Genomic DNA, 17091 nt, shown 5'->3' on the forward strand with positions numbered 1-17091 from the left:
ACCTACGCCGGGCAGCAGATCGGGAAAGGGCCGCCTCAGGGCGGCCCTTTTTCCATAACCGCGGTTCGTCGATGTGGGTGCCTGTGGCCCCGGCACGGCTGACTTGCGGAAATACCCATGCGGCGCCTGCGCGCTGGGGCTTGCCAAGCAAGGCTCTCAGCCGTATATGCGCGCCACGGCCCAAGGGTCGTGAAGGGCGGGGTGATTCCCCGCCTTTTAGGTTCGATGAGGGTGCGGCGATGCGCGTCCATCCTCCTCTCAACCTTAACGCCAAAATAGGACTGTTCGATGAACCAGAACATCCGTATCCGGCTCAAGGCGTTTGATTACCGCGTCCTCGATGCATCGACGCAGGAAATCGTGAACACCGCCAAGCGCACCGGCGCTACCGTTCGCGGCCCGATCCCGCTGCCGAACAAGATTGAGAAATTCACTGTTCTGCGTGGCCCGCACGTGAACAAGAAATCCCGCGATCAGTTCGAGATTCGTACGCACAAGCGTCTTCTCGACATCGTAGATCCGACCCCGCAGACCGTGGACGCGCTGATGAAGCTCGACCTCGCGGCCGGCGTGGATGTCGAGATCAAGGTGTAAGGGGGCAGATCATGTTGCGCTCTGGAGTTATCGCAAAGAAAGTCGGCATGACCCGGCTGTTCATGGAAGACGGCAAGCAGATCCCTGTGACCGTCCTCCAACTCGAAGGTTGCCAGGTCGTCGCACAGCGGACCGCTGACAAGGACGGCTACAGCGCCGTTCAGCTCGGCGCCGGTGCTGCAAAGGCCAAGAACGTGTCGAAGGCCATGCGTGGTCACTTCGCCGCGGCCAAGGTGGAACCGAAGCGGAAGATCGCGGAATTCCGCGTTGATGCAGAGAACCTCATCGCCGTTGGCGAAGAGATCTCGGCAGAGCACTACTTCGAAGGTCAGTATGTCGACGTTGCCGGCACGACCATCGGTAAAGGCTTTGCCGGTGCAATGAAGCGCCACAACTTCGGTGGTCTTCGCGCATCGCACGGCGTGTCGATCTCGCACCGTTCGCACGGTTCGACCGGTCAGTGTCAGGACCCGGGCAAAGTCTTCAAAGGCAAGAAGATGGCCGGCCACATGGGTGCCGTCCGCGTCACCACGCAGAACCTGCAGGTCGTGAAGACCGATGCCGACCGCGGCATCATCATGATCAAGGGCGCGGTGCCGGGCTCGAAAGGTGGCTGGGTCACTGTCAAGGACGCCGTGAAAAAGCCGTTCCCCGAGAACGCTGCTCTGCCGGCTGCCCTGAAATCCGCTGCTGCTCCGGCTGAAGCCGAAGCTGAGAAGAAGGAAGGCGACGAATGAAACTCGACGTGATCAAACTCGACGGCGGTGCCGCGGGCGAAGTCGAGCTGACGGACGCGATCTTTGATCTCGAGCCGCGCGCCGACATTCTGCACCGTGTAGTTCGCTGGCAGCGTAACAAGGCGCAAGCCGGTACGCACAAGGTCAAGACCCGCTCGGAAGTCAGCTACTCGACCAAGAAGATCTATCGCCAGAAGGGCACCGGCGGCGCACGCCACGGCTCCCGCAAGGCGCCGATCTTCCGCAAGGGTGGTATCTACAAGGGTCCGACCCCGCGCAGCCACGCGCATGACCTTCCCAAGAAGGTGCGCGCACTCGGCCTGAAGCTGGCTCTGTCGGCAAAAGCCAAGACCGGCTCGCTCGTGGTGATCGACACCGCGGAGACCGATGGCAAAACCAAGACGCTGGCGGCACAGGTCAAGAGCCTGGGCTGGAAGCGCGCGCTGGTGATCGACGGTGCTTCGGTGAACGAGGGCTTCGCCCGCGCCGCCGCAAACATCGACGGTCTGGACGTGCTGCCCTCCGTCGGCGCCAACGTTTATGACATCCTCAAGCGTGACACTCTCGTGCTCACCAAAGCGGGTGTCGAAGCTCTGGAGGCTCGACTGAAATGACCGCTAAGGCACAACACTACGACGTGATCCGCAAGCCGATCATCACCGAGAAATCCACCATGGTCGGCGAGAACGGCACCGTGGTTTTCGAAGTGGCGATCGACTCGACCAAACCGCAAGTCAAAGAGGCCGTCGAGGCGCTCTTCGGCGTGAAGGTGAAATCGGTGAACACCACCATCACCAAAGGTAAGGTCAAGCGTTTCCGCGGCCAGATCGGCAAGCGGAACGACGTCAAGAAGGCCTATGTGACCCTCGAAGAGGGCAACACGATCGACGTGACCACCGGTCTCTGATCGTTGCCTTCGGCAAGTTCGGGAAAGCCCTCGCTTCGGCGGGGGCTTTTCCAATTCCCGGCTGCATTCCGCGGGCGGGCGGGGGAGGGCGGAAATCGCCCCAAACCCCGGCAAATAAGGGCCTCGAGGCCCTTTGCGGCGGCGGTTGCGCTTGACCTTGATCGACTCTTTGACTAGAGCAGGCCATCCGCTGAGCCCCGGATTCGTCCGGGGCTTCGCTTTTGTTCGAAAGAACAGATCGCCTGGGACCTTCGGGGCCCTCTAAACCGGCCACCTTCGGGGGGCTAAACTCCGGCACACCCGATACGCGGGTGCTGTCGCATTACAACGGAAGACAGAAAGCATGGCACTTAAGTCGTACAAGCCGACGACGCCGGGCCAGCGCGGGCTGGTGCTGATCGACCGTTCGGAGCTGTATAAAGGACGTCCCGTCAAAGCCCTCACCGAGGGTCTGACGAAGTCGGGCGGCCGGAACAACACCGGACGGATCACTGCACGCCGCCGCGGCGGTGGCGCAAAGCGTCTCTATCGCATCGTCGATTTCAAGCGGAACAAGTTCGACGTGTCGGCCACCGTGGCCCGCATCGAATATGACCCCAACCGGACCGCGTTCATCGCACTGGTTCAGTATGACGACGGCGAGCAGGCCTACATCCTGGCCCCGCAGCGCCTCGCCATCGGCGACCGCGTGATCGCGTCGGCCAAGGCCGACATCAAGCCCGGCAACGCTATGCCCTTCTCGGGCATGCCGATCGGTACCATCGTCCACAACATCGAACTGAAGCCCGGCAAGGGCGGTCAGATCGCACGCGCCGCGGGCACCTACGCCCAGTTCGTCGGCCGTGACGGTGGCTACGCACAGATCCGCCTCTCGTCGGGTGAACTGCGCATGGTTCGTCAGGAATGCATGGCCACCATCGGTGCCGTGTCGAACCCCGACAACTCGAACCAGAACCTCGGTAAAGCCGGTCGTAACCGCCACTATGGCAAGCGTCCGAGCGTCCGCGGCGTCGTGATGAACCCGATCGACCACCCGCACGGTGGTGGTGAGGGTCGTACCTCGGGTGGTCGTCACCCGGTGACCCCGTGGGGCAAGCCGACCAAGGGCAAGCGTACCCGCAACACCAACAAGGCGTCGCAAAAGCTGATCATCCGCTCGCGCCACGCCAAGAAGAAGGGGCGGTAATCCATGACGCGCTCTGTTTGGAAAGGCCCGTTCGTCGACGCCTACGTCCTGAAAAAGGCCGAGAAAGTCCGCGAATCTGGCAAGAACGAAGTCATCAAAATCTGGTCGCGCCGCTCGACGATCCTGCCCCAGTTCGTGGGTCTGACGTTTGGCGTCTACAACGGCCAGAAGCATGTTCCCGTGAACGTCTCCGAAGACATGATCGGTCAGAAGTTCGGTGAGTACTCGCCGACTCGGACCTATTACGGTCACGCGGCTGACAAAAAAGCCAAGAGGAAGTAAGCCATGGGCAAGGATAAGAATCCCCGCCGCGTGGCGGACAACGAGGCGATGGCAAAGCTGCGCATGCTGCGCACTTCGCCCCAGAAGCTGAACCTGGTGGCCGCGCTGATCCGCGGTAAGAAGGTCGACCGTGCTCTCACGGACCTGACTTTCTCGAAAAAGCGGATCGCCGTGGACGTGAAGAAATGCCTTCAGTCCGCTATCGCGAACGCCGAGAACAACCACGGTCTGGACGTTGACGAGCTCGTCGTCGCCGAGGCCTATGTGGGCAAGAACCTTGTGATGAAGCGCGGTCGTCCGCGTGCACGTGGCCGCTTTGGTCGCATCAACAAGCCGTTCTCGGAACTCACCATCAAGGTGCGTCAGGTCGAGGAGCAAGCCTAATGGGTAACAAGACCAATCCGATCGGCATGCGCCTCCAGGTCAACCGCACCTGGGACAGCCGCTGGTACGCCGACACCAAGGACTATGGTGATCTGCTTCTGGAAGACATCGCAATCCGCGAATTCCTCCACGAAGAGTGCAAGCAGGCCGGTGTTGCCCGCATCATCATCGAGCGTCCGCACAAGAAGTGCCGCGTCACGATCCACACCGCACGCCCCGGCGTCATCATCGGCAAGAAAGGCGCGGACATCGAAGTCCTGCGCAAGAAGCTGGCGAAGATGACCGACAGCGAGCTGCACCTCAACATCGTTGAAGTGCGCAAGCCCGAGCTCGACGCCCGCCTCGTGGGTGAGAGCATCGCGCAGCAGCTCGAGCGTCGTGTGTCGTTCCGTCGCGCGATGAAGCGTGCCGTGCAGAACGCAATGCGTATGGGCGCCCTGGGTATCCGGGTGAACGTCGCTGGTCGTCTGGGCGGTGCCGAGATCGCACGTACTGAGTGGTATCGCGAAGGCCGTGTGCCCCTGCACACCCTGCGCGCCGACATCGATTACTCGCACGTAGAAGCCACGACCCCCTATGGTATCATCGGGATCAAGGTCTGGATCTTCAAAGGCGAGATCATGGAGCATGACCCCGCAGCCCGCGATCGCAAGTCGCAGGAACTGCAAGACGGTCCGGCTCCGCGCGGCGCCATGGGCGGCCGTCGCTGAGGAGGTTTGAGAAATGCTTCAACCGAAACGCACTAAATTCCGGAAGATGTTCAAAGGCCGCATCAAGGGTGAGGCCAAGGGCGGTTCCGACCTGAACTTCGGCCACTACGGCCTGAAGGCTCTTCAGCCCGAGCGTGTGACTGCTCGCCAAATCGAAGCGGCTCGCCGCGCGATGACGCGTCACATGAAACGTCAGGGCCGGGTCTGGATCCGTATCTTCCCGGACACTCCCGTGACCTCCAAACCCACCGAAGTCCGGATGGGTAAGGGTAAAGGTTCCGTGGATTTCTGGGCCTGCAAAGTGAAGCCCGGCCGCGTGATGTTCGAGATCGACGGTGTGCCCGAGGACGTCGCCCGTGAGGCGCTGCGTCTGGCGGCCATGAAACTGCCGATCAAGTCGCGCGTCGTGGTTCGCGAGGACTGGTAATCCCTTCGGGATAACCGCATGAAAAAGGCCCCCGCCGAGCAATCGGCGGGGGCTTTCCATTTCAATCCCGCGCGGGGCAGGGGGGCCTGTGCTGCGCATCAGGACAGAGGACCGCGCCATGGCCCAGATCCGTTCCCTCTTTGCGACCCGTCTCTACCGCGCCCGGCTGTCGGAGTTCGATCCGGCGATCGACGCCGATGAGCTTGAGGGTTCGTGCTATTCCATCGCCGAGGATGACGAGGCCGGGCAGGAGTGGTGCGAGAACAACGCTTATCCGGGATACACCTCTTATGCGTCGCTGACCGACCTGCCGTGGCGCTTTCCGATCTTTGGCGATCTGGTGAAAGCGCTGGATCAGCACGTGGCGGCCTTTGCCGAGGACCTCGAGTTCGACCTTGGTGACAAGGCGCTGGTGCTCGAGGATCTGTGGATCAACATCCTGCCCGAGGGCGGCACCCACAGCTCGCACATCCACCCGCATTCGGTGATCTCCGGCACCACCTATGTGTCGATGCCCGATGGTGCCAGCGCGCTGAAGCTGGAAGACCCGCGGCTGCCGATGATGATGGCCGCTCCGACGCGCCGCAAGGGCTGCCGTGAAGAGCTCAAGAGCTTCATCTACGAGGCCCCTGCAGTGGGCGACGTGCTGCTCTGGGAGAGCTGGCTGCGCCACGAGGTGCCGATGAACATGTCCGAAGACGAGCGCATCTCGGTCAGCTTCAACTACAAGTGGGAGTGATCCGGGGGGCTGCCCCCACCACTGCTGGGGTCCGCGTCTGAGACCCCAGCTAGGGCAACCCAGCCATGCGCGCGGGCCCTTGTTTTACAGGGTTGTCATGCTCTGGAATCTGGCCTATATCGCGCGCTCATCCACCTCCACCGGGAATCAGGGTGACCCGCATAACGACGGGGCTCTCCGGTGATGTTGAAACGAAGGAGCGACCTTATGGACGCCAAAGAACTTGCGAACAAGACCCCGGACCAGCTCCGGGACGAGCTCGTCGCGCTGAAAAAGGAAGCGTTCAACCTGCGCTTCCAGAAAGCGACCGGCGCACTCGAGAACACCGCCCGCATCCGTCAGGTGCGCCGCGACGTTGCCCGCGTCAACACCGTGCTGAACCAAAAAGCCGCTGGCGCGGCCGCAACCGAGTAAGGGAGGCTAAGTAATGCCCAAGCGTATCCTGCAAGGCACCGTGACCTCCACGGCAAACGCACAGACCGTCACCGTTTCGGTCGAGCGTCGCTTCAAGCACCCGGTCATGCAAAAGACCATTCGTAAGTCGAAGAAATACCGTGCCCATGACGAGGCCGGCAAGTTCGCCGTTGGCGATACGGTCCGCATCATCGAATGCGCGCCCAAGTCGAAGACGAAGCGCTGGGAAGTCATCGCAGAATAAGCGTCTAGCCTCGGTCTAACGACCGGGGCATGCGCTTTTCCTGCGATGGTGCTCAGCATCATCGAAACCCTGGGGGGTAGACCAAGAACAACCCCCAAAGGTCGGGAGAAACCAAATGATCCAGATGCAGACCAATCTGGATGTTGCTGACAATTCCGGTGCCCGGAAAGTTCAGTGCATCAAGGTCCTCGGCGGCTCGCATCGCCGCTACGCATCGGTCGGCGACATCATCGTCGTCTCGGTGAAAGAGGCCATTCCGCGCGGCCGCGTGAAAAAAGGTGACGTCCGTAAGGCCGTCGTCGTGCGCACCGCCAAGGAAGTTCGTCGTGAAGATGGCACGTCGATCCGCTTCGACCGCAACGCGGCCGTCATCCTGAACAACGCGGGCGAGCCTGTTGGTACCCGTATTTTCGGGCCGGTGGTTCGCGAACTGCGCGCGAAGAACTTCATGAAGATCATCTCGCTCGCTCCGGAGGTGCTGTAATGGCTGCTAAACTCCGTAAAGGTGACAAGGTCGTCGTCCTGTCCGGCAAGGACAAAGGCAAGACCGGCACCATCGAGTCCGTCGATCCCAAAGGTGGCAAGGCAGTTGTCGGTGGCGTGAACATGGCCATCCGTCACCAGCGCCAGTCGCAGACCGAGCAGGGCGGCCGCACGCCGAAGGCGATGCCGATCGACCTGTCGAACCTGGCGATCGTCGATGCCAACGGCAAAGCAACCCGCGTCGGCTTCCGTATGGAAGGTGACAAGAAGGTCCGCTTCGCCAAGACCACGGGAGACGTGATCGATGCTTGATACCGCGACCTACACGCCGCGTCTCAAGACGCAGTTCCGCGAGACGATCAAAGCCGCTCTGAAAGAAGAGTTCGGCTACAAGAACGACATGCAGATCCCTTCGCTGGATAAAATCGTTCTGAACATCGGCTGCGGTGCAGAAGCCGTGCGCGACTCCAAAAAGGCGAAATCGGCTCAGGAAGACCTGACCAAGATCGCTGGTCAGCTGGCCGTCACCACCAAGGCAAAGAAGTCGATCGCCGGCTTCCGCGTCCGTGAAGACATGCCGCTCGGTGCCAAGGTCACGCTTCGTGGTGACCGGATGTACGACTTCCTCGATCGTCTGATCAACATCGCGATGCCGCGTATCCGCGACTTCCGTGGTGTGAAGCCGTCCTTCGACGGCCGTGGCAACTTCGCCATGGGCATCAAGGAGCACATCGTGTTCCCGGAAATCGAATTCGACAAAGTCGATGAGGTTTGGGGTATCGACGTGATCATCACGACCACCGCCGCAACCGACGCGGAAGCCAAGGCGCTGTTGAAGCATTTCAACATGCCCTTCAACGCCTGAGGAGCGAGACACATGGCTAAGAAATCCATGATCGAACGCGAAAAGAAGCGTCAGAAGCTGGTGGAACAGTATGCCGCCAAGCGTGCCGCTCTGAAAGAGATCGCGAACGACGAAACCAAGCCGATGGAAGAGCGTTTCAAGGCTCGCCTTGATCTGGCGAAACTGCCGCGCAACTCCTCGCCGACCCGTCTGCACAACCGTTGCCAGCTGACCGGTCGTCCGCACGCGTATTACCGGAAGCTCAAGGTCAGCCGTATCGCCCTGCGCGAACTCGGCTCGAACGGCCTGGCACCCGGTCTCGTGAAATCGAGCTGGTAAGGAGGGTATGAGATGAACGATCCTATCGGCGATATGCTCACCCGTATCCGTAACTCCCAGATGCGCGGCAAGTCGGTCGTTTCGACCCCGGCTTCCAAACTGCGCGCTTGGGTTCTCGACGTGCTGGCGGACGAAGGTTTCATCCGCGGCTACGAGAAGGGCACCGACGTAAACGGTCACCCGACGCTCGAGATCAGCCTGAAGTACTTCGACGGCACCCCCGTCATCCGCGAACTGAAGCGGGTGTCGAAGCCGGGCCGCCGTGTGTACATGGGCGTGAGCGACATCCCGCAGGTCCGTCAGGGCCTGGGTGTCTCGATTGTCAGCACGCCCAAAGGCGTGATGTCGGACGCAAACGCCCGCGCTGCCAATGTCGGCGGCGAGGTGCTCTGCACGGTATTCTAAGGAGGGACTCATGTCTCGTATTGGGAAAAAACCGGTCGAGCTGCCGTCGGGTGTCTCTGCATCCGTCTCCGGTCAGACCGTCGAAGTGAAGGGCCCGAAAGGGACCCAGACCTTCAACGCTACCGACGATGTGACCATCGCGGTCGAAGACAATGTCATCACCGTGACGCCGCGCGGGAACTCCAAGCGCGCGCGTCAGCAGTGGGGCATGTCCCGTACCGTTGTTGCGAACATGGTCCACGGTGTTCAGAACACCTTCAAGAAAGAGCTTGAGATCCAGGGTGTGGGTTACCGCGCCGCGGTCCAGGGCTCGATCCTGAAGCTGAACCTCGGCTACAGCCACGATGTGAACTTCGACATCCCGCAAGGCATCACGGTGACCACGCCGAAGCCGACCGAGATCATCATCGAAGGTCATGATGCACAGCAGGTTGGTCAGGTTGCGGCGAACATCCGCGACTGGCGCCGCCCCGAGCCCTACAAAGGCAAGGGTATTCGCTACAAAGGCGAATACATCTTCGCCAAGGAAGGCAAGAAGAAGTAAGGACGCAGAAAATGGCACTCAGCAAACGGGAACTGTTCCTCAAGCGCCGCCTGCGCGTCCGGAACAAGCTTCGCAAGTCCAACGCCGGTCGCGTGCGCCTCTCGGTGTTCCGCTCGAACAAGAACATCAGCGTTCAGCTGATCGACGACGTTCGCGGTGTGACCCTGGCCTCCGCCTCCTCGATGGAGAAGGATCTGGGCGTGACCGGCAACGGCGCGAACATCGACGCGGCTCAGAAGGTGGGTGCGGCAATCGCCGAACGCGCCAAGAAAGCCGGCATCGAAGAAGCTTACTTCGACCGCGGTGGTTTCCTGTATCACGGTCGCGTCAAGGCTCTGGCCGACGCAGCCCGCGAAGCAGGCCTGAAAATCTGATCTTGGCGGCGGGTCAGCCCGCCGCAGGATCGAAACACGCAAGGCGGGCTCGTCCCGCCTTGCGCTTTTGCAGGCGGCAACGCCTCGATGATCCGGGATCACGGCCCGCTTGGCGCGTCGATCACCTGGATTGGACCAAACGGTGCCGATGCGGCACGGGCTCCGGCCTGAACCGCCACGCGCCAACCTGAGAAAAGGATGCCAGATGGCAGAACGTGAGAACCGCCGGAACCGTCGCGAGCGCGACGAAGCTCCGGAATTCGCCGATCGCCTTGTCGCGATCAACCGTGTGTCGAAGACCGTCAAAGGCGGTAAGCGTTTCGGCTTTGCCGCGCTCGTCGTCGTCGGCGACCAGAAGGGCCGCGTGGGCTTCGGCAAAGGTAAGGCCAAGGAGGTCCCCGAGGCCATCCGTAAGGCGACCGAGCAAGCGAAGCGCAAAATGATTCGCGTGCCGCTGCGCGAAGGCCGCACGCTGCACCACGACATCGAAGGCCGTCACGGCGCTGGCCGTGTGGTGATGCGCACCGCACCGACCGGTACCGGGATCATCGCCGGTGGTCCGATGCGTGCCGTGTTCGAGATGCTCGGCGTGCACGATGTGGTCGCCAAGTCGATCGGTTCGCAGAACCCCTACAACATGATCCGCGCTACCCTGAACGCGCTGGAGAAGGTGAACTCGCCCCGCAGCGTCGCACAGCGTCGTGGCAAAAAGGTCGCCGACATCCTCCCCAAGCGTGACGAGGCCCCCGCGGAATCGTCGCAAGTGGCTGAGGAGGCCTGAGACCCATGGCTAAGACCATCGTTGTGAAGCAGATCGGCTCGCCGATCCGTCGCCCCGCCGTGCAGCGCCAGACGCTGATCGGCCTGGGCCTGAACAAGATGAACAAGACCCGCGAGCTTGAGGACACCCCCGCCGTGCGCGGCATGGTCCGCAAGATCCCGCACCTGGTCGAGATCATCGAAGAGCGCGGCTGAGCCGTCTCTCTTTGCCAATCTCGGAAACGCCCCGGACCTCATGCCGGGGCGTTTTCTTTTGTGCGACGGGTGCGGGGCAGGGGACACAGCTCTTGCAAGAGATGTGGAGCAGCCTTCGAAGGCTGCTCGCGGTAACCAATTCGCAACAGTTCCGAAGCCATACTTCAGCGCTGCGACCCGGGCGGCAGGTCACTGCCCTTGCACCGCGCCGTATCGGGCGCTATACGCCCCCGGTGGCCGGGTTCTACGAATCCGCGTCACCGATTCCGAAAACATGCATGCCGCGTTTGCCCCATCCGTCGCTGGGGGGCACATCCGGCAAGGAGAAGCGACAATGAAACTTCATGAACTTCGCGACAACGAAGGCGCAACCCGTACGAAGAAGCGCATCGGCCGTGGCCCGGGTTCGGGCAAAGGCAAGATGGGTGGCCGTGGTATCAAAGGCCAGAAATCGCGTTCGGGTGTGGCCATCAACGGCTACGAAGGCGGCCAGATGCCGCTCTACCAGCGTCTTCCCAAGCGTGGCTTCAACAAGCCGAACCGGAAGTCCTACGCCGTGGTCAACCTCGGCCTGATCCAGAAATTCGTGGAAGCCGGCAAACTCGACGCCGCTTCGATCAACGAAGACACGCTGGTGACCTCCGGCCTCGTGCGCCGCAAGCTCGACGGCATCCGCGTTCTGGCGAAGGGCGAAGTGACCTCCGCTCTGACCATCGACGTGACCGGTGCTTCGAAAGCCGCTGTCGAGGCGGTCGAGAAGGCAGGTGGCGCGCTCAAGACCGCAGCCGCGGCCGAATAAGCGGGTTGTGAGCGGCCGCCGTGCCGCTTACATAAGGCCCCACGTTTTCCACGAACGCCGCCGGAGCCGGAAAGCGCCCCGGCGGCGTTTCGTCTGAGAGAGGACCCTCATGGCATCCGCTGTGGAACAAATGGCCGCCAACACCAGCTGGGCGGCGCTTGGCAAGGCGACGGACCTTCGCAACCGTATCTTCTTTACGTTGGGGCTGCTGATCGTCTACCGACTCGGCACATATATCCCCGTTCCGGGCATCGACGGCGCCGCGCTGCGCCAGTTCATGGAGCAGGCCGGTCAGGGCATCGGCGGCATGGTCTCCATGTTCACCGGTGGCGCGCTGGGACGGATGGGCATCTTCGCCCTCGGCATCATGCCCTATATCTCTGCCTCGATCATCGTTCAGCTGCTGACGGCCATGGTGCCGGCGCTTGAGCAGCTGAAGAAAGAAGGCGAGCAGGGCCGCAAGAAGATCAACCAGTACACCCGCTACGGCACGGTCGCTCTGGCGCTGTTCCAGGCCTACGGGCTTGCGGTGAGCCTTGAGGCGGGCGATCTCGCCCATGATCCGGGCTGGTACTTCCGTGCCGCCGTGGTGATCACCCTTGTGGGCGGCACGATGTTCCTGATGTGGCTGGGTGAACAGATTACCGCCCGCGGCATCGGCAACGGCATCTCTCTCATCATCTTCGTGGGCATCATCGCCGAGATTCCGGCGGCGCTGGCACAGTTCTTCGCCTCGGGCCGCTCGGGCGCCATCTCGCCGGCGCTGATTATCGGCGTGATCGTCATGGTCGTCGCGGTGATCATGTTCGTGGTGTTCATGGAACGCGCCCTGCGCAAGATCACCATCCAATACCCGCGCCGTCAGGTCGGCATGCGGATGACCGAAGCGCAGCAATCGCACCTGCCGATCAAGGTGAACCCGGCGGGCGTGATCCCGGCGATCTTCGCCAGCTCGCTGCTGCTGCTGCCGACGACGATCGCGACCTTCAGCCAAGCTGGCTCCACCGGTCCGATCATGTCGACGATCCTCGCCTACTTTGGCCCGGGTCAGCCGCTCTACCTGCTGTTCTTCGCAGCCATGATCATCTTCTTCGCCTATTTCTACACGCACAACGTGTCGTTCAAGACCGACGAAGTGGCCGACAACCTGAAGAACCAGAACGGCTTCATTCCCGGGATCCGTCCGGGCAAGAAAACCGCCGAGCACCTCGAATATGTGGTCAACCGGGTGCTGGTGCTGGGCGCAGCCTATCTGACGGCGGTCTGTCTGCTGCCCGAGGTCCTGCGCTCGCAGTTCGCCATCCCGTTCTACTTCGGCGGCACCTCGGTGCTCATCGTGGTCTCGGTGACGATGGACACGATCCAGCAGGTTCAAAGCCACCTGCTCGCACATCAATACGAAGGTCTTATCCAGAAATCGCAGCTGCGCGGTAAGGGTAAGGCACGCAAACGGAAGGGACCCGCACGGCGATGAACATCATTCTTCTTGGACCGCCCGGCGCAGGCAAGGGCACCCAGGCCCGGATCCTCGTGGAAGAGCGCGGCATGATCCAGCTCTCGACCGGCGACATGCTGCGCGAGGCAAAGGACAGCGGCACCGAGATGGGTAACAAGGTCGCCGACGTTATGGCGCGTGGCGAGCTTGTCACCGACGAGATCGTCATCGGCCTGATCCGCGAAAAGCTCGAGGCGAACCCCACCGCCGGCTATATCTTCGACGGCTTCCCGCGCACGCTGAAGCAGGCGGATGCGCTGGCGGACTTGCTCGAAGAGCAGGGCCAGACGCTGGATCACGTGGTCGAGCTTCGAGTGAACGACGATGCGCTGGTGGAGCGGATCACCGCGCGCTCGACCTGCGGATCCTGTGGTGAGGTCTACAACGACCTGACCAAGCCGATCCCGGCCGATGGCAAATGCTCCAACTGCGGCGGCACCGAGTTCAAGCGCCGAGCCGACGACAACGCGCAGGCGCTGCAGAAGCGCCTGATGGAGTACTACAAGCAGACCTCGCCGCTGATCGGCTATTACTACGCAAAGGGGCAGCACTCCCGCGTGGATGGTCTGGGCGAGATCGGCGACGTCAAAGCCGCCATCGCAGCCAAGCTCGACTGAGCCTTTTCTCCTCCGGGGTTCTGCCTTCCTCTTGGCGGAAATATCCCGGGGGAGTCCGCGCCAGCGGACGGGGGCAGAGCCCCCACCTTCTTCCCCGCCTCATATAGAACCGCCTCAGGCCGCCCCAGCGATCCGCTGCACCCGGGCAAAGGCCACCGAGAGGTTCCGCCCCTCTTGGGCGTAGAGGCGCGTAAGATACGCCCGATCCTCCAGCGACAAGGTGCCATAGGCCATCGACCAGCGTGGGAACATGCGCTCGGTGACCTGCCGGTTCACCCGCTCGACCACCGAAAAATGGCGGCTGTCCTGACGGATCTCCTCGAACAGGCCCCGCACTGTGCTGCGCGCCCCTTCAAGCACCTGACAGAATCCGCCTTCCTCGCGTAGCAGACAACCGGTCACCCCGAGGATCAGATTGCGATCCAAGGCCTTGGTCATGATGTCCACGTCCGAAGGATGCCGCCGCGGGAACAGCGACCGGCTGGTGTAGAGCAACTGGTAAATCATTGATGCGCCTCGCTCACGCGGGGTTGCGCGCTGTGAAAAGAGAGGGCAGGGTGGCTGCCGGGGACTTGGGGAAGGGTTGTCGTGACCTGCATGAGACTGTAAACGATGGGGATCGAGAATGGTTCCCGAATGGGTCTTGACGACCCTTACGAATCCTCATACCCACTCCCATCTCTTATAGAGACTCAATTTGTTGGGCTGGCTTCGCCTGCCTTGCAGATCACCTCATCAGCGGACAGCCCGGCGGCGCCTTCGTGCCTCGGGCTCATGTTGTGAAAAAAGGTTCTGGAGCTACGGAACCGCAACGAAAGGAATAGACACTTGGCACGTATTGCCGGCGTTAACATCCCGACCCATAAGCGGGTGCCGATCGCCCTGACTTACATCACCGGTATCGGCGACACCTCCGCCAAAGCCATCTGCGAAGCCGTGAACATCGACGCAACCCGTCGTGTGAACGAGCTGTCGGACGCCGAAGTTCTGGCGATCCGTGAGCACATCGACGCGAACTACACCGTCGAAGGTGACCTGCGTCGCGAAACGCAGATGAACATCAAGCGCCTGATGGACCTTGGCTGCTACCGTGGCCTGCGTCACCGTCGCAACCTCCCGGTCCGCGGTCAGCGGACTCACACCAACGCTCGCACGCGCAAGGGCCCCGCAAAGCCCATCGCAGGCAAGAAGAAATAAGGGAGGCTGACCAATGGCACGTGATACCCGTCGCGGAGGCAAGAAGAAGGTCTCCAAGAACATCGCCGCAGGCGTGGCGCATGTTAACTCGTCGTTCAACAACACCAAGATCCTGATCTCGGACGTGCAAGGCAATGCGATCTCCTGGTCGTCCGCCGGCACCATGGGCTTCAAGGGCTCGCGTAAGTCGACCCCTTATGCTGCTCAGCTCGCCGCCGAAGATGCAGGCCGCAAGGCTCAGGAACATGGTGTGAAGACGCTGGAAGTCGAAGTTCAGGGCCCCGGTTCGGGTCGTGAATCGGCTCTGCGCGCTCTGGCAGCTGCTGGCTTCAACATCACGTCGATCCGTGACGTGACGCCGATTGCACACAACGGCTGCCGCCCGCCGAAGCGTCGTCGCGTCTGATCGCATCAACTTATCGGGTGGGGCCCTGCCATGCGTGCGGGGCCCTGCCTTCGTCATTTTAACCTCGGGCGTCTGCGCCTTTGGACATGGGGCGCGGACTGGAATGGAGGGACGCATGATCCACAAGAACTGGGCTGAACTTATCAAGCCGACCCAGCTGGAGGTTCGCCCCGGCGCCGATCCTACCCGCGTTGCGACCCTCGTCGCCGAGCCGCTCGAGCGTGGTTTCGGCCTGACCCTCGGCAACGCGCTGCGTCGGGTCCTGCTGTCGAGCCTTCAGGGCGCGGCAATCACTTCGGTGCAGATCGACAACGTTCTGCACGAGTTCTCGTCGGTCGCCGGCGTGCGGGAAGATGTCACCGACATCATCCTGAACCTTAAGGGTGTGGCTCTCCGCATGGAAGTCGAAGGCCCCAAGCGCTTGTCCCTGACCGCCAAAGGTCCGGGCGTGGTGACGGCTGCCGATATCGCCGAAACCGCCGGCATCGAAGTGCTGAACAAGGATCACGTGATCTGCCACCTCGACGAGGGCGCGGATTTCTACGTGGAACTGACGGTCAACACCGGCAAAGGCTACGTCTCGGCTGACAAGAACAAGCCCGAAGACGCACCGATCGGCCTTATCCCGATCGACGCGATCTACTCGCCGGTCAAGAAAGTCGCCTACGACGTGCAGCCGACCCGTGAAGGTCAGGTTCTGGACTACGACAAGCTGACCATGAAGATCGAAACCGATGGTTCGGTGACTCCCGAGGACGCGATCGCATTTGCCGCCCGCATCCTGCAGGACCAGCTGTCGATCTTCGTCAACTTCGAAGAGCCCGAATCCGCTGGCCGTCAGGACGACGACGATGGTCTCGAGTTCAACCCGCTCCTTCTCAAGAAGGTGGACGAGCTGGAACTGTCGGTGCGTTCGGCGAACTGCCTGAAGAACGACAACATCGTCTACATCGGCGATCTCATCCAGAAGACCGAAGCCGAGATGCTCCGCACCCCGAACTTCGGCCGCAAATCGCTGAACGAGATCAAAGAAGTGCTGTCGGGCATGGGTCTGCACCTTGGCATGGACGTCGAGGACTGGCCGCCGGACAACATCGAAGATCTGGCAAAGAAACTGGAAGACCAGTTCTGAGCCAACTGAGGGGCGGGGGAAACCCCGCCTTTCACACAAGGGCAATTCCGCCCCAAGGAGAGGGCCCCGCACGCATGGGGTTCCGGACAAAGCAAAACACGTATCTGGAGATAGAAAATGCGTCACGCTAAAGGTTACCGCCGCCTGAACCGTACCCACGAGCACCGCAAGGCGCTGTGGGCAAACATGGCCGGCTCGCTCATCGAGCATGAGCAGATCAAAACCACCCTGCCCAAGGCGAAAGAACTGCGCCGCGTGGTGGAAAAGCTCATCACCCTCGGCAAGCGCGGCGACGTCCACGCCCGCCGTCAGGCTGCTGCGCAGCTCAAGCAGGACATGCACGTTGCGAAGCTCTTCGAAGTGCTTGGCCCGCGCTACGCTGAGCGTCAGGGCGGCTACGTCCGCATCCTGAAAGCCGGCTTCCGCTATGGTGACATGGCGCCGATGGCGATCATCGAGTTCGTCGACCGCGACGTCGCAGCCAAAGGCGCAGCCGACAAAGCGCGCCTCGAAGCCGAAGAGGCTCTGGCAGACGCCGAATAAGATATCCTCTCCACCGGAGAGACTGGGCCCTGCCGGAGACGGTGGGGCCCTTTTCTTTTGCGCCGCGCCTGTCGCGGCGGATGGCGGTGAGTATTTGGGGAAAGATGAAAGCGCGGACAGGGTGGCGGGCTGCGTATTTGTTGAACAATGAAAACCGGGGCGTGTCGTGAAAATTCCGCGAAAGGGCGCATAACTGCTTGCGGCAGAAGGAAAGCCAAAGCTAGGTGCGGACAACCGCATTCCCTTTAGGAAGGACAGAGACATGAGAACCCGTGCAGCCGTGGCGCTGGAAGCCGGCAAACCGCTCGAGATCA

The 17091-nt window shown here is 61.7% G+C and carries 29 protein-coding genes; 28 read left to right on the forward strand and 1 reads right to left on the reverse strand.

The window, feature by feature from the left end:
• Window positions 1–288: 288 nt before the first annotated feature.
• The 24 genes from rpsJ to G0A00_RS25115 all read left to right on the forward strand — a co-directional run bounded on the left by rpsJ (window position 289) and on the right by G0A00_RS25115 (window position 13499).
• Window positions 289–594 carry a 30S ribosomal protein S10 gene (rpsJ, locus tag G0A00_RS25000; RefSeq protein WP_066104052.1) on the forward strand — a complete coding sequence of 102 codons (306 nt, stop codon included), beginning with the start codon at window positions 289–291 and terminating at the stop codon, window positions 592–594.
• 11 nt (window positions 595–605) lie between these two features.
• Window positions 606–1331: a 50S ribosomal protein L3 gene (rplC, locus tag G0A00_RS25005; RefSeq protein WP_083191199.1), complete on the forward strand. Its 726-nt coding sequence runs from the start codon at window positions 606–608 to the stop codon at window positions 1329–1331.
• Window positions 1328–1945 (forward strand): 50S ribosomal protein L4, encoded by a 618-nt coding sequence (gene rplD, locus G0A00_RS25010; protein ID WP_066104056.1) that lies wholly within the window; start codon window positions 1328–1330, stop codon window positions 1943–1945. The genes rplC and rplD overlap by 4 nt, the downstream gene beginning before the upstream one ends.
• Window positions 1942–2238, forward strand: a complete 297-nt coding sequence (locus G0A00_RS25015) for a 50S ribosomal protein L23 (protein WP_066104059.1) — start codon at window positions 1942–1944, stop codon at window positions 2236–2238. The genes rplD and G0A00_RS25015 overlap by 4 nt, the downstream gene beginning before the upstream one ends.
• A 343-nt stretch (window positions 2239–2581) precedes the next feature.
• Window positions 2582–3424: a 50S ribosomal protein L2 gene (rplB, locus tag G0A00_RS25020; RefSeq protein WP_164185232.1), complete on the forward strand. Its 843-nt coding sequence runs from the start codon at window positions 2582–2584 to the stop codon at window positions 3422–3424.
• 3 nt (window positions 3425–3427) lie between these two features.
• Window positions 3428–3706 carry a 30S ribosomal protein S19 gene (rpsS, locus tag G0A00_RS25025; RefSeq protein ID WP_066104065.1) on the forward strand — a complete coding sequence of 93 codons (279 nt, stop codon included), beginning with the start codon at window positions 3428–3430 and terminating at the stop codon, window positions 3704–3706.
• A 3-nt stretch (window positions 3707–3709) separates the two neighbouring features.
• The gene (rplV, locus tag G0A00_RS25030) at window positions 3710–4090 is read left to right on the forward strand and encodes a 50S ribosomal protein L22 (protein WP_066104068.1); all 381 of its coding nucleotides are present in this window, start codon (window positions 3710–3712) and stop codon (window positions 4088–4090) included.
• A complete protein-coding gene (gene rpsC, locus G0A00_RS25035) occupies window positions 4090–4800 on the forward strand; it encodes a 30S ribosomal protein S3 (protein ID WP_066104071.1) in 711 nt (236 codons plus the stop codon). The genes rplV and rpsC overlap by 1 nt, the downstream gene beginning before the upstream one ends.
• A 13-nt stretch (window positions 4801–4813) precedes the next feature.
• Window positions 4814–5227, forward strand: coding sequence for a 50S ribosomal protein L16 (gene rplP / locus G0A00_RS25040; protein WP_066104074.1), 414 nt, complete (start codon window positions 4814–4816; stop codon window positions 5225–5227).
• Window positions 5228–5345: 118 nt separating this feature from the next.
• On the forward strand, window positions 5346–5966 hold the full coding sequence (locus G0A00_RS25045; RefSeq protein ID WP_066104077.1) for a 2OG-Fe(II) oxygenase family protein: 621 nt from the start codon (window positions 5346–5348) through the stop codon (window positions 5964–5966).
• A 207-nt stretch (window positions 5967–6173) separates the two neighbouring features.
• Window positions 6174–6380 carry a 50S ribosomal protein L29 gene (rpmC, locus tag G0A00_RS25050; RefSeq protein ID WP_066104080.1) on the forward strand — a complete coding sequence of 69 codons (207 nt, stop codon included), beginning with the start codon at window positions 6174–6176 and terminating at the stop codon, window positions 6378–6380.
• A 13-nt stretch (window positions 6381–6393) separates the two neighbouring features.
• A complete protein-coding gene (gene rpsQ, locus G0A00_RS25055) occupies window positions 6394–6624 on the forward strand; it encodes a 30S ribosomal protein S17 (protein ID WP_066104083.1) in 231 nt (76 codons plus the stop codon).
• A 115-nt stretch (window positions 6625–6739) separates the two neighbouring features.
• Window positions 6740–7108, forward strand: a complete 369-nt coding sequence (gene rplN / locus G0A00_RS25060; protein ID WP_023851005.1) for a 50S ribosomal protein L14 — start codon at window positions 6740–6742, stop codon at window positions 7106–7108.
• Window positions 7108–7419, forward strand: coding sequence for a 50S ribosomal protein L24 (gene rplX / locus G0A00_RS25065; RefSeq protein WP_066104086.1), 312 nt, complete (start codon window positions 7108–7110; stop codon window positions 7417–7419). Before rplN ends, rplX begins: the two co-directional genes overlap by 1 nt.
• Window positions 7412–7972, forward strand: coding sequence for a 50S ribosomal protein L5 (gene rplE, locus G0A00_RS25070; RefSeq protein ID WP_164185230.1), 561 nt, complete (start codon window positions 7412–7414; stop codon window positions 7970–7972). The genes rplX and rplE overlap by 8 nt, the downstream gene beginning before the upstream one ends.
• Window positions 7973–7984: 12 nt before the next feature.
• A complete protein-coding gene (gene rpsN / locus G0A00_RS25075) occupies window positions 7985–8290 on the forward strand; it encodes a 30S ribosomal protein S14 (RefSeq protein ID WP_066104093.1) in 306 nt (101 codons plus the stop codon).
• A 12-nt stretch (window positions 8291–8302) separates the two neighbouring features.
• Complete coding sequence (gene rpsH, locus G0A00_RS25080; protein WP_066104096.1) at window positions 8303–8695, forward strand: 30S ribosomal protein S8; 393 nt, start codon at window positions 8303–8305, stop codon at window positions 8693–8695.
• Between the two features lie 10 nt (window positions 8696–8705).
• Window positions 8706–9239: a 50S ribosomal protein L6 gene (gene rplF, locus G0A00_RS25085; RefSeq protein ID WP_164185228.1), complete on the forward strand. Its 534-nt coding sequence runs from the start codon at window positions 8706–8708 to the stop codon at window positions 9237–9239.
• A gap of 11 nt (window positions 9240–9250) precedes the next feature.
• The gene (gene rplR / locus G0A00_RS25090) at window positions 9251–9613 is read left to right on the forward strand and encodes a 50S ribosomal protein L18 (protein WP_164185226.1); all 363 of its coding nucleotides are present in this window, start codon (window positions 9251–9253) and stop codon (window positions 9611–9613) included.
• Between the two features lie 205 nt (window positions 9614–9818).
• Entirely contained in the window at window positions 9819–10394 is a 576-nt protein-coding gene (rpsE, locus tag G0A00_RS25095; RefSeq protein ID WP_066104105.1) for a 30S ribosomal protein S5, read from the forward strand.
• Window positions 10395–10399: 5 nt separating this feature from the next.
• Window positions 10400–10588: a 50S ribosomal protein L30 gene (gene rpmD / locus G0A00_RS25100; RefSeq protein ID WP_066104107.1), complete on the forward strand. Its 189-nt coding sequence runs from the start codon at window positions 10400–10402 to the stop codon at window positions 10586–10588.
• A gap of 334 nt (window positions 10589–10922) precedes the next feature.
• Window positions 10923–11387, forward strand: a complete 465-nt coding sequence (gene rplO / locus G0A00_RS25105) for a 50S ribosomal protein L15 (protein WP_066104110.1) — start codon at window positions 10923–10925, stop codon at window positions 11385–11387.
• Window positions 11388–11496: 109 nt separating this feature from the next.
• On the forward strand, window positions 11497–12861 hold the full coding sequence (gene secY / locus G0A00_RS25110; protein WP_066104115.1) for a preprotein translocase subunit SecY: 1365 nt from the start codon (window positions 11497–11499) through the stop codon (window positions 12859–12861).
• Window positions 12858–13499 (forward strand): adenylate kinase, encoded by a 642-nt coding sequence (locus G0A00_RS25115; protein ID WP_164185224.1) that lies wholly within the window; start codon window positions 12858–12860, stop codon window positions 13497–13499. The genes secY and G0A00_RS25115 overlap by 4 nt, the downstream gene beginning before the upstream one ends.
• Window positions 13500–13613: 114 nt before the next feature.
• On the opposite strand, the gene G0A00_RS25120 is transcribed toward G0A00_RS25115, so the two are convergent.
• Complete coding sequence (locus G0A00_RS25120; protein ID WP_164185222.1) at window positions 13614–14006, reverse strand: BLUF domain-containing protein; 393 nt, start codon at window positions 14004–14006, stop codon at window positions 13614–13616.
• Window positions 14007–14327: 321 nt separating this feature from the next.
• Between G0A00_RS25120 and rpsM the strand changes: the two genes are divergently transcribed.
• The 4 genes from rpsM to rplQ all read left to right on the forward strand — a co-directional run bounded on the left by rpsM (window position 14328) and on the right by rplQ (window position 16777).
• On the forward strand, window positions 14328–14696 hold the full coding sequence (gene rpsM / locus G0A00_RS25125; protein ID WP_066104127.1) for a 30S ribosomal protein S13: 369 nt from the start codon (window positions 14328–14330) through the stop codon (window positions 14694–14696).
• Window positions 14697–14709: 13 nt separating this feature from the next.
• Window positions 14710–15102, forward strand: coding sequence for a 30S ribosomal protein S11 (gene rpsK / locus G0A00_RS25130; RefSeq protein ID WP_066104130.1), 393 nt, complete (start codon window positions 14710–14712; stop codon window positions 15100–15102).
• Window positions 15103–15217: 115 nt separating this feature from the next.
• Window positions 15218–16234 carry a DNA-directed RNA polymerase subunit alpha gene (locus tag G0A00_RS25135; protein WP_164185221.1) on the forward strand — a complete coding sequence of 339 codons (1017 nt, stop codon included), beginning with the start codon at window positions 15218–15220 and terminating at the stop codon, window positions 16232–16234.
• A gap of 117 nt (window positions 16235–16351) precedes the next feature.
• A complete protein-coding gene (gene rplQ / locus G0A00_RS25140) occupies window positions 16352–16777 on the forward strand; it encodes a 50S ribosomal protein L17 (RefSeq protein ID WP_164185219.1) in 426 nt (141 codons plus the stop codon).
• Window positions 16778–17091: the final 314 nt, after the last annotated feature.

The organism is Salipiger sp. PrR002 (assembly GCF_010500775.1).
In the GTDB taxonomy this organism is placed as follows: domain Bacteria; phylum Pseudomonadota; class Alphaproteobacteria; order Rhodobacterales; family Rhodobacteraceae; genus Salipiger.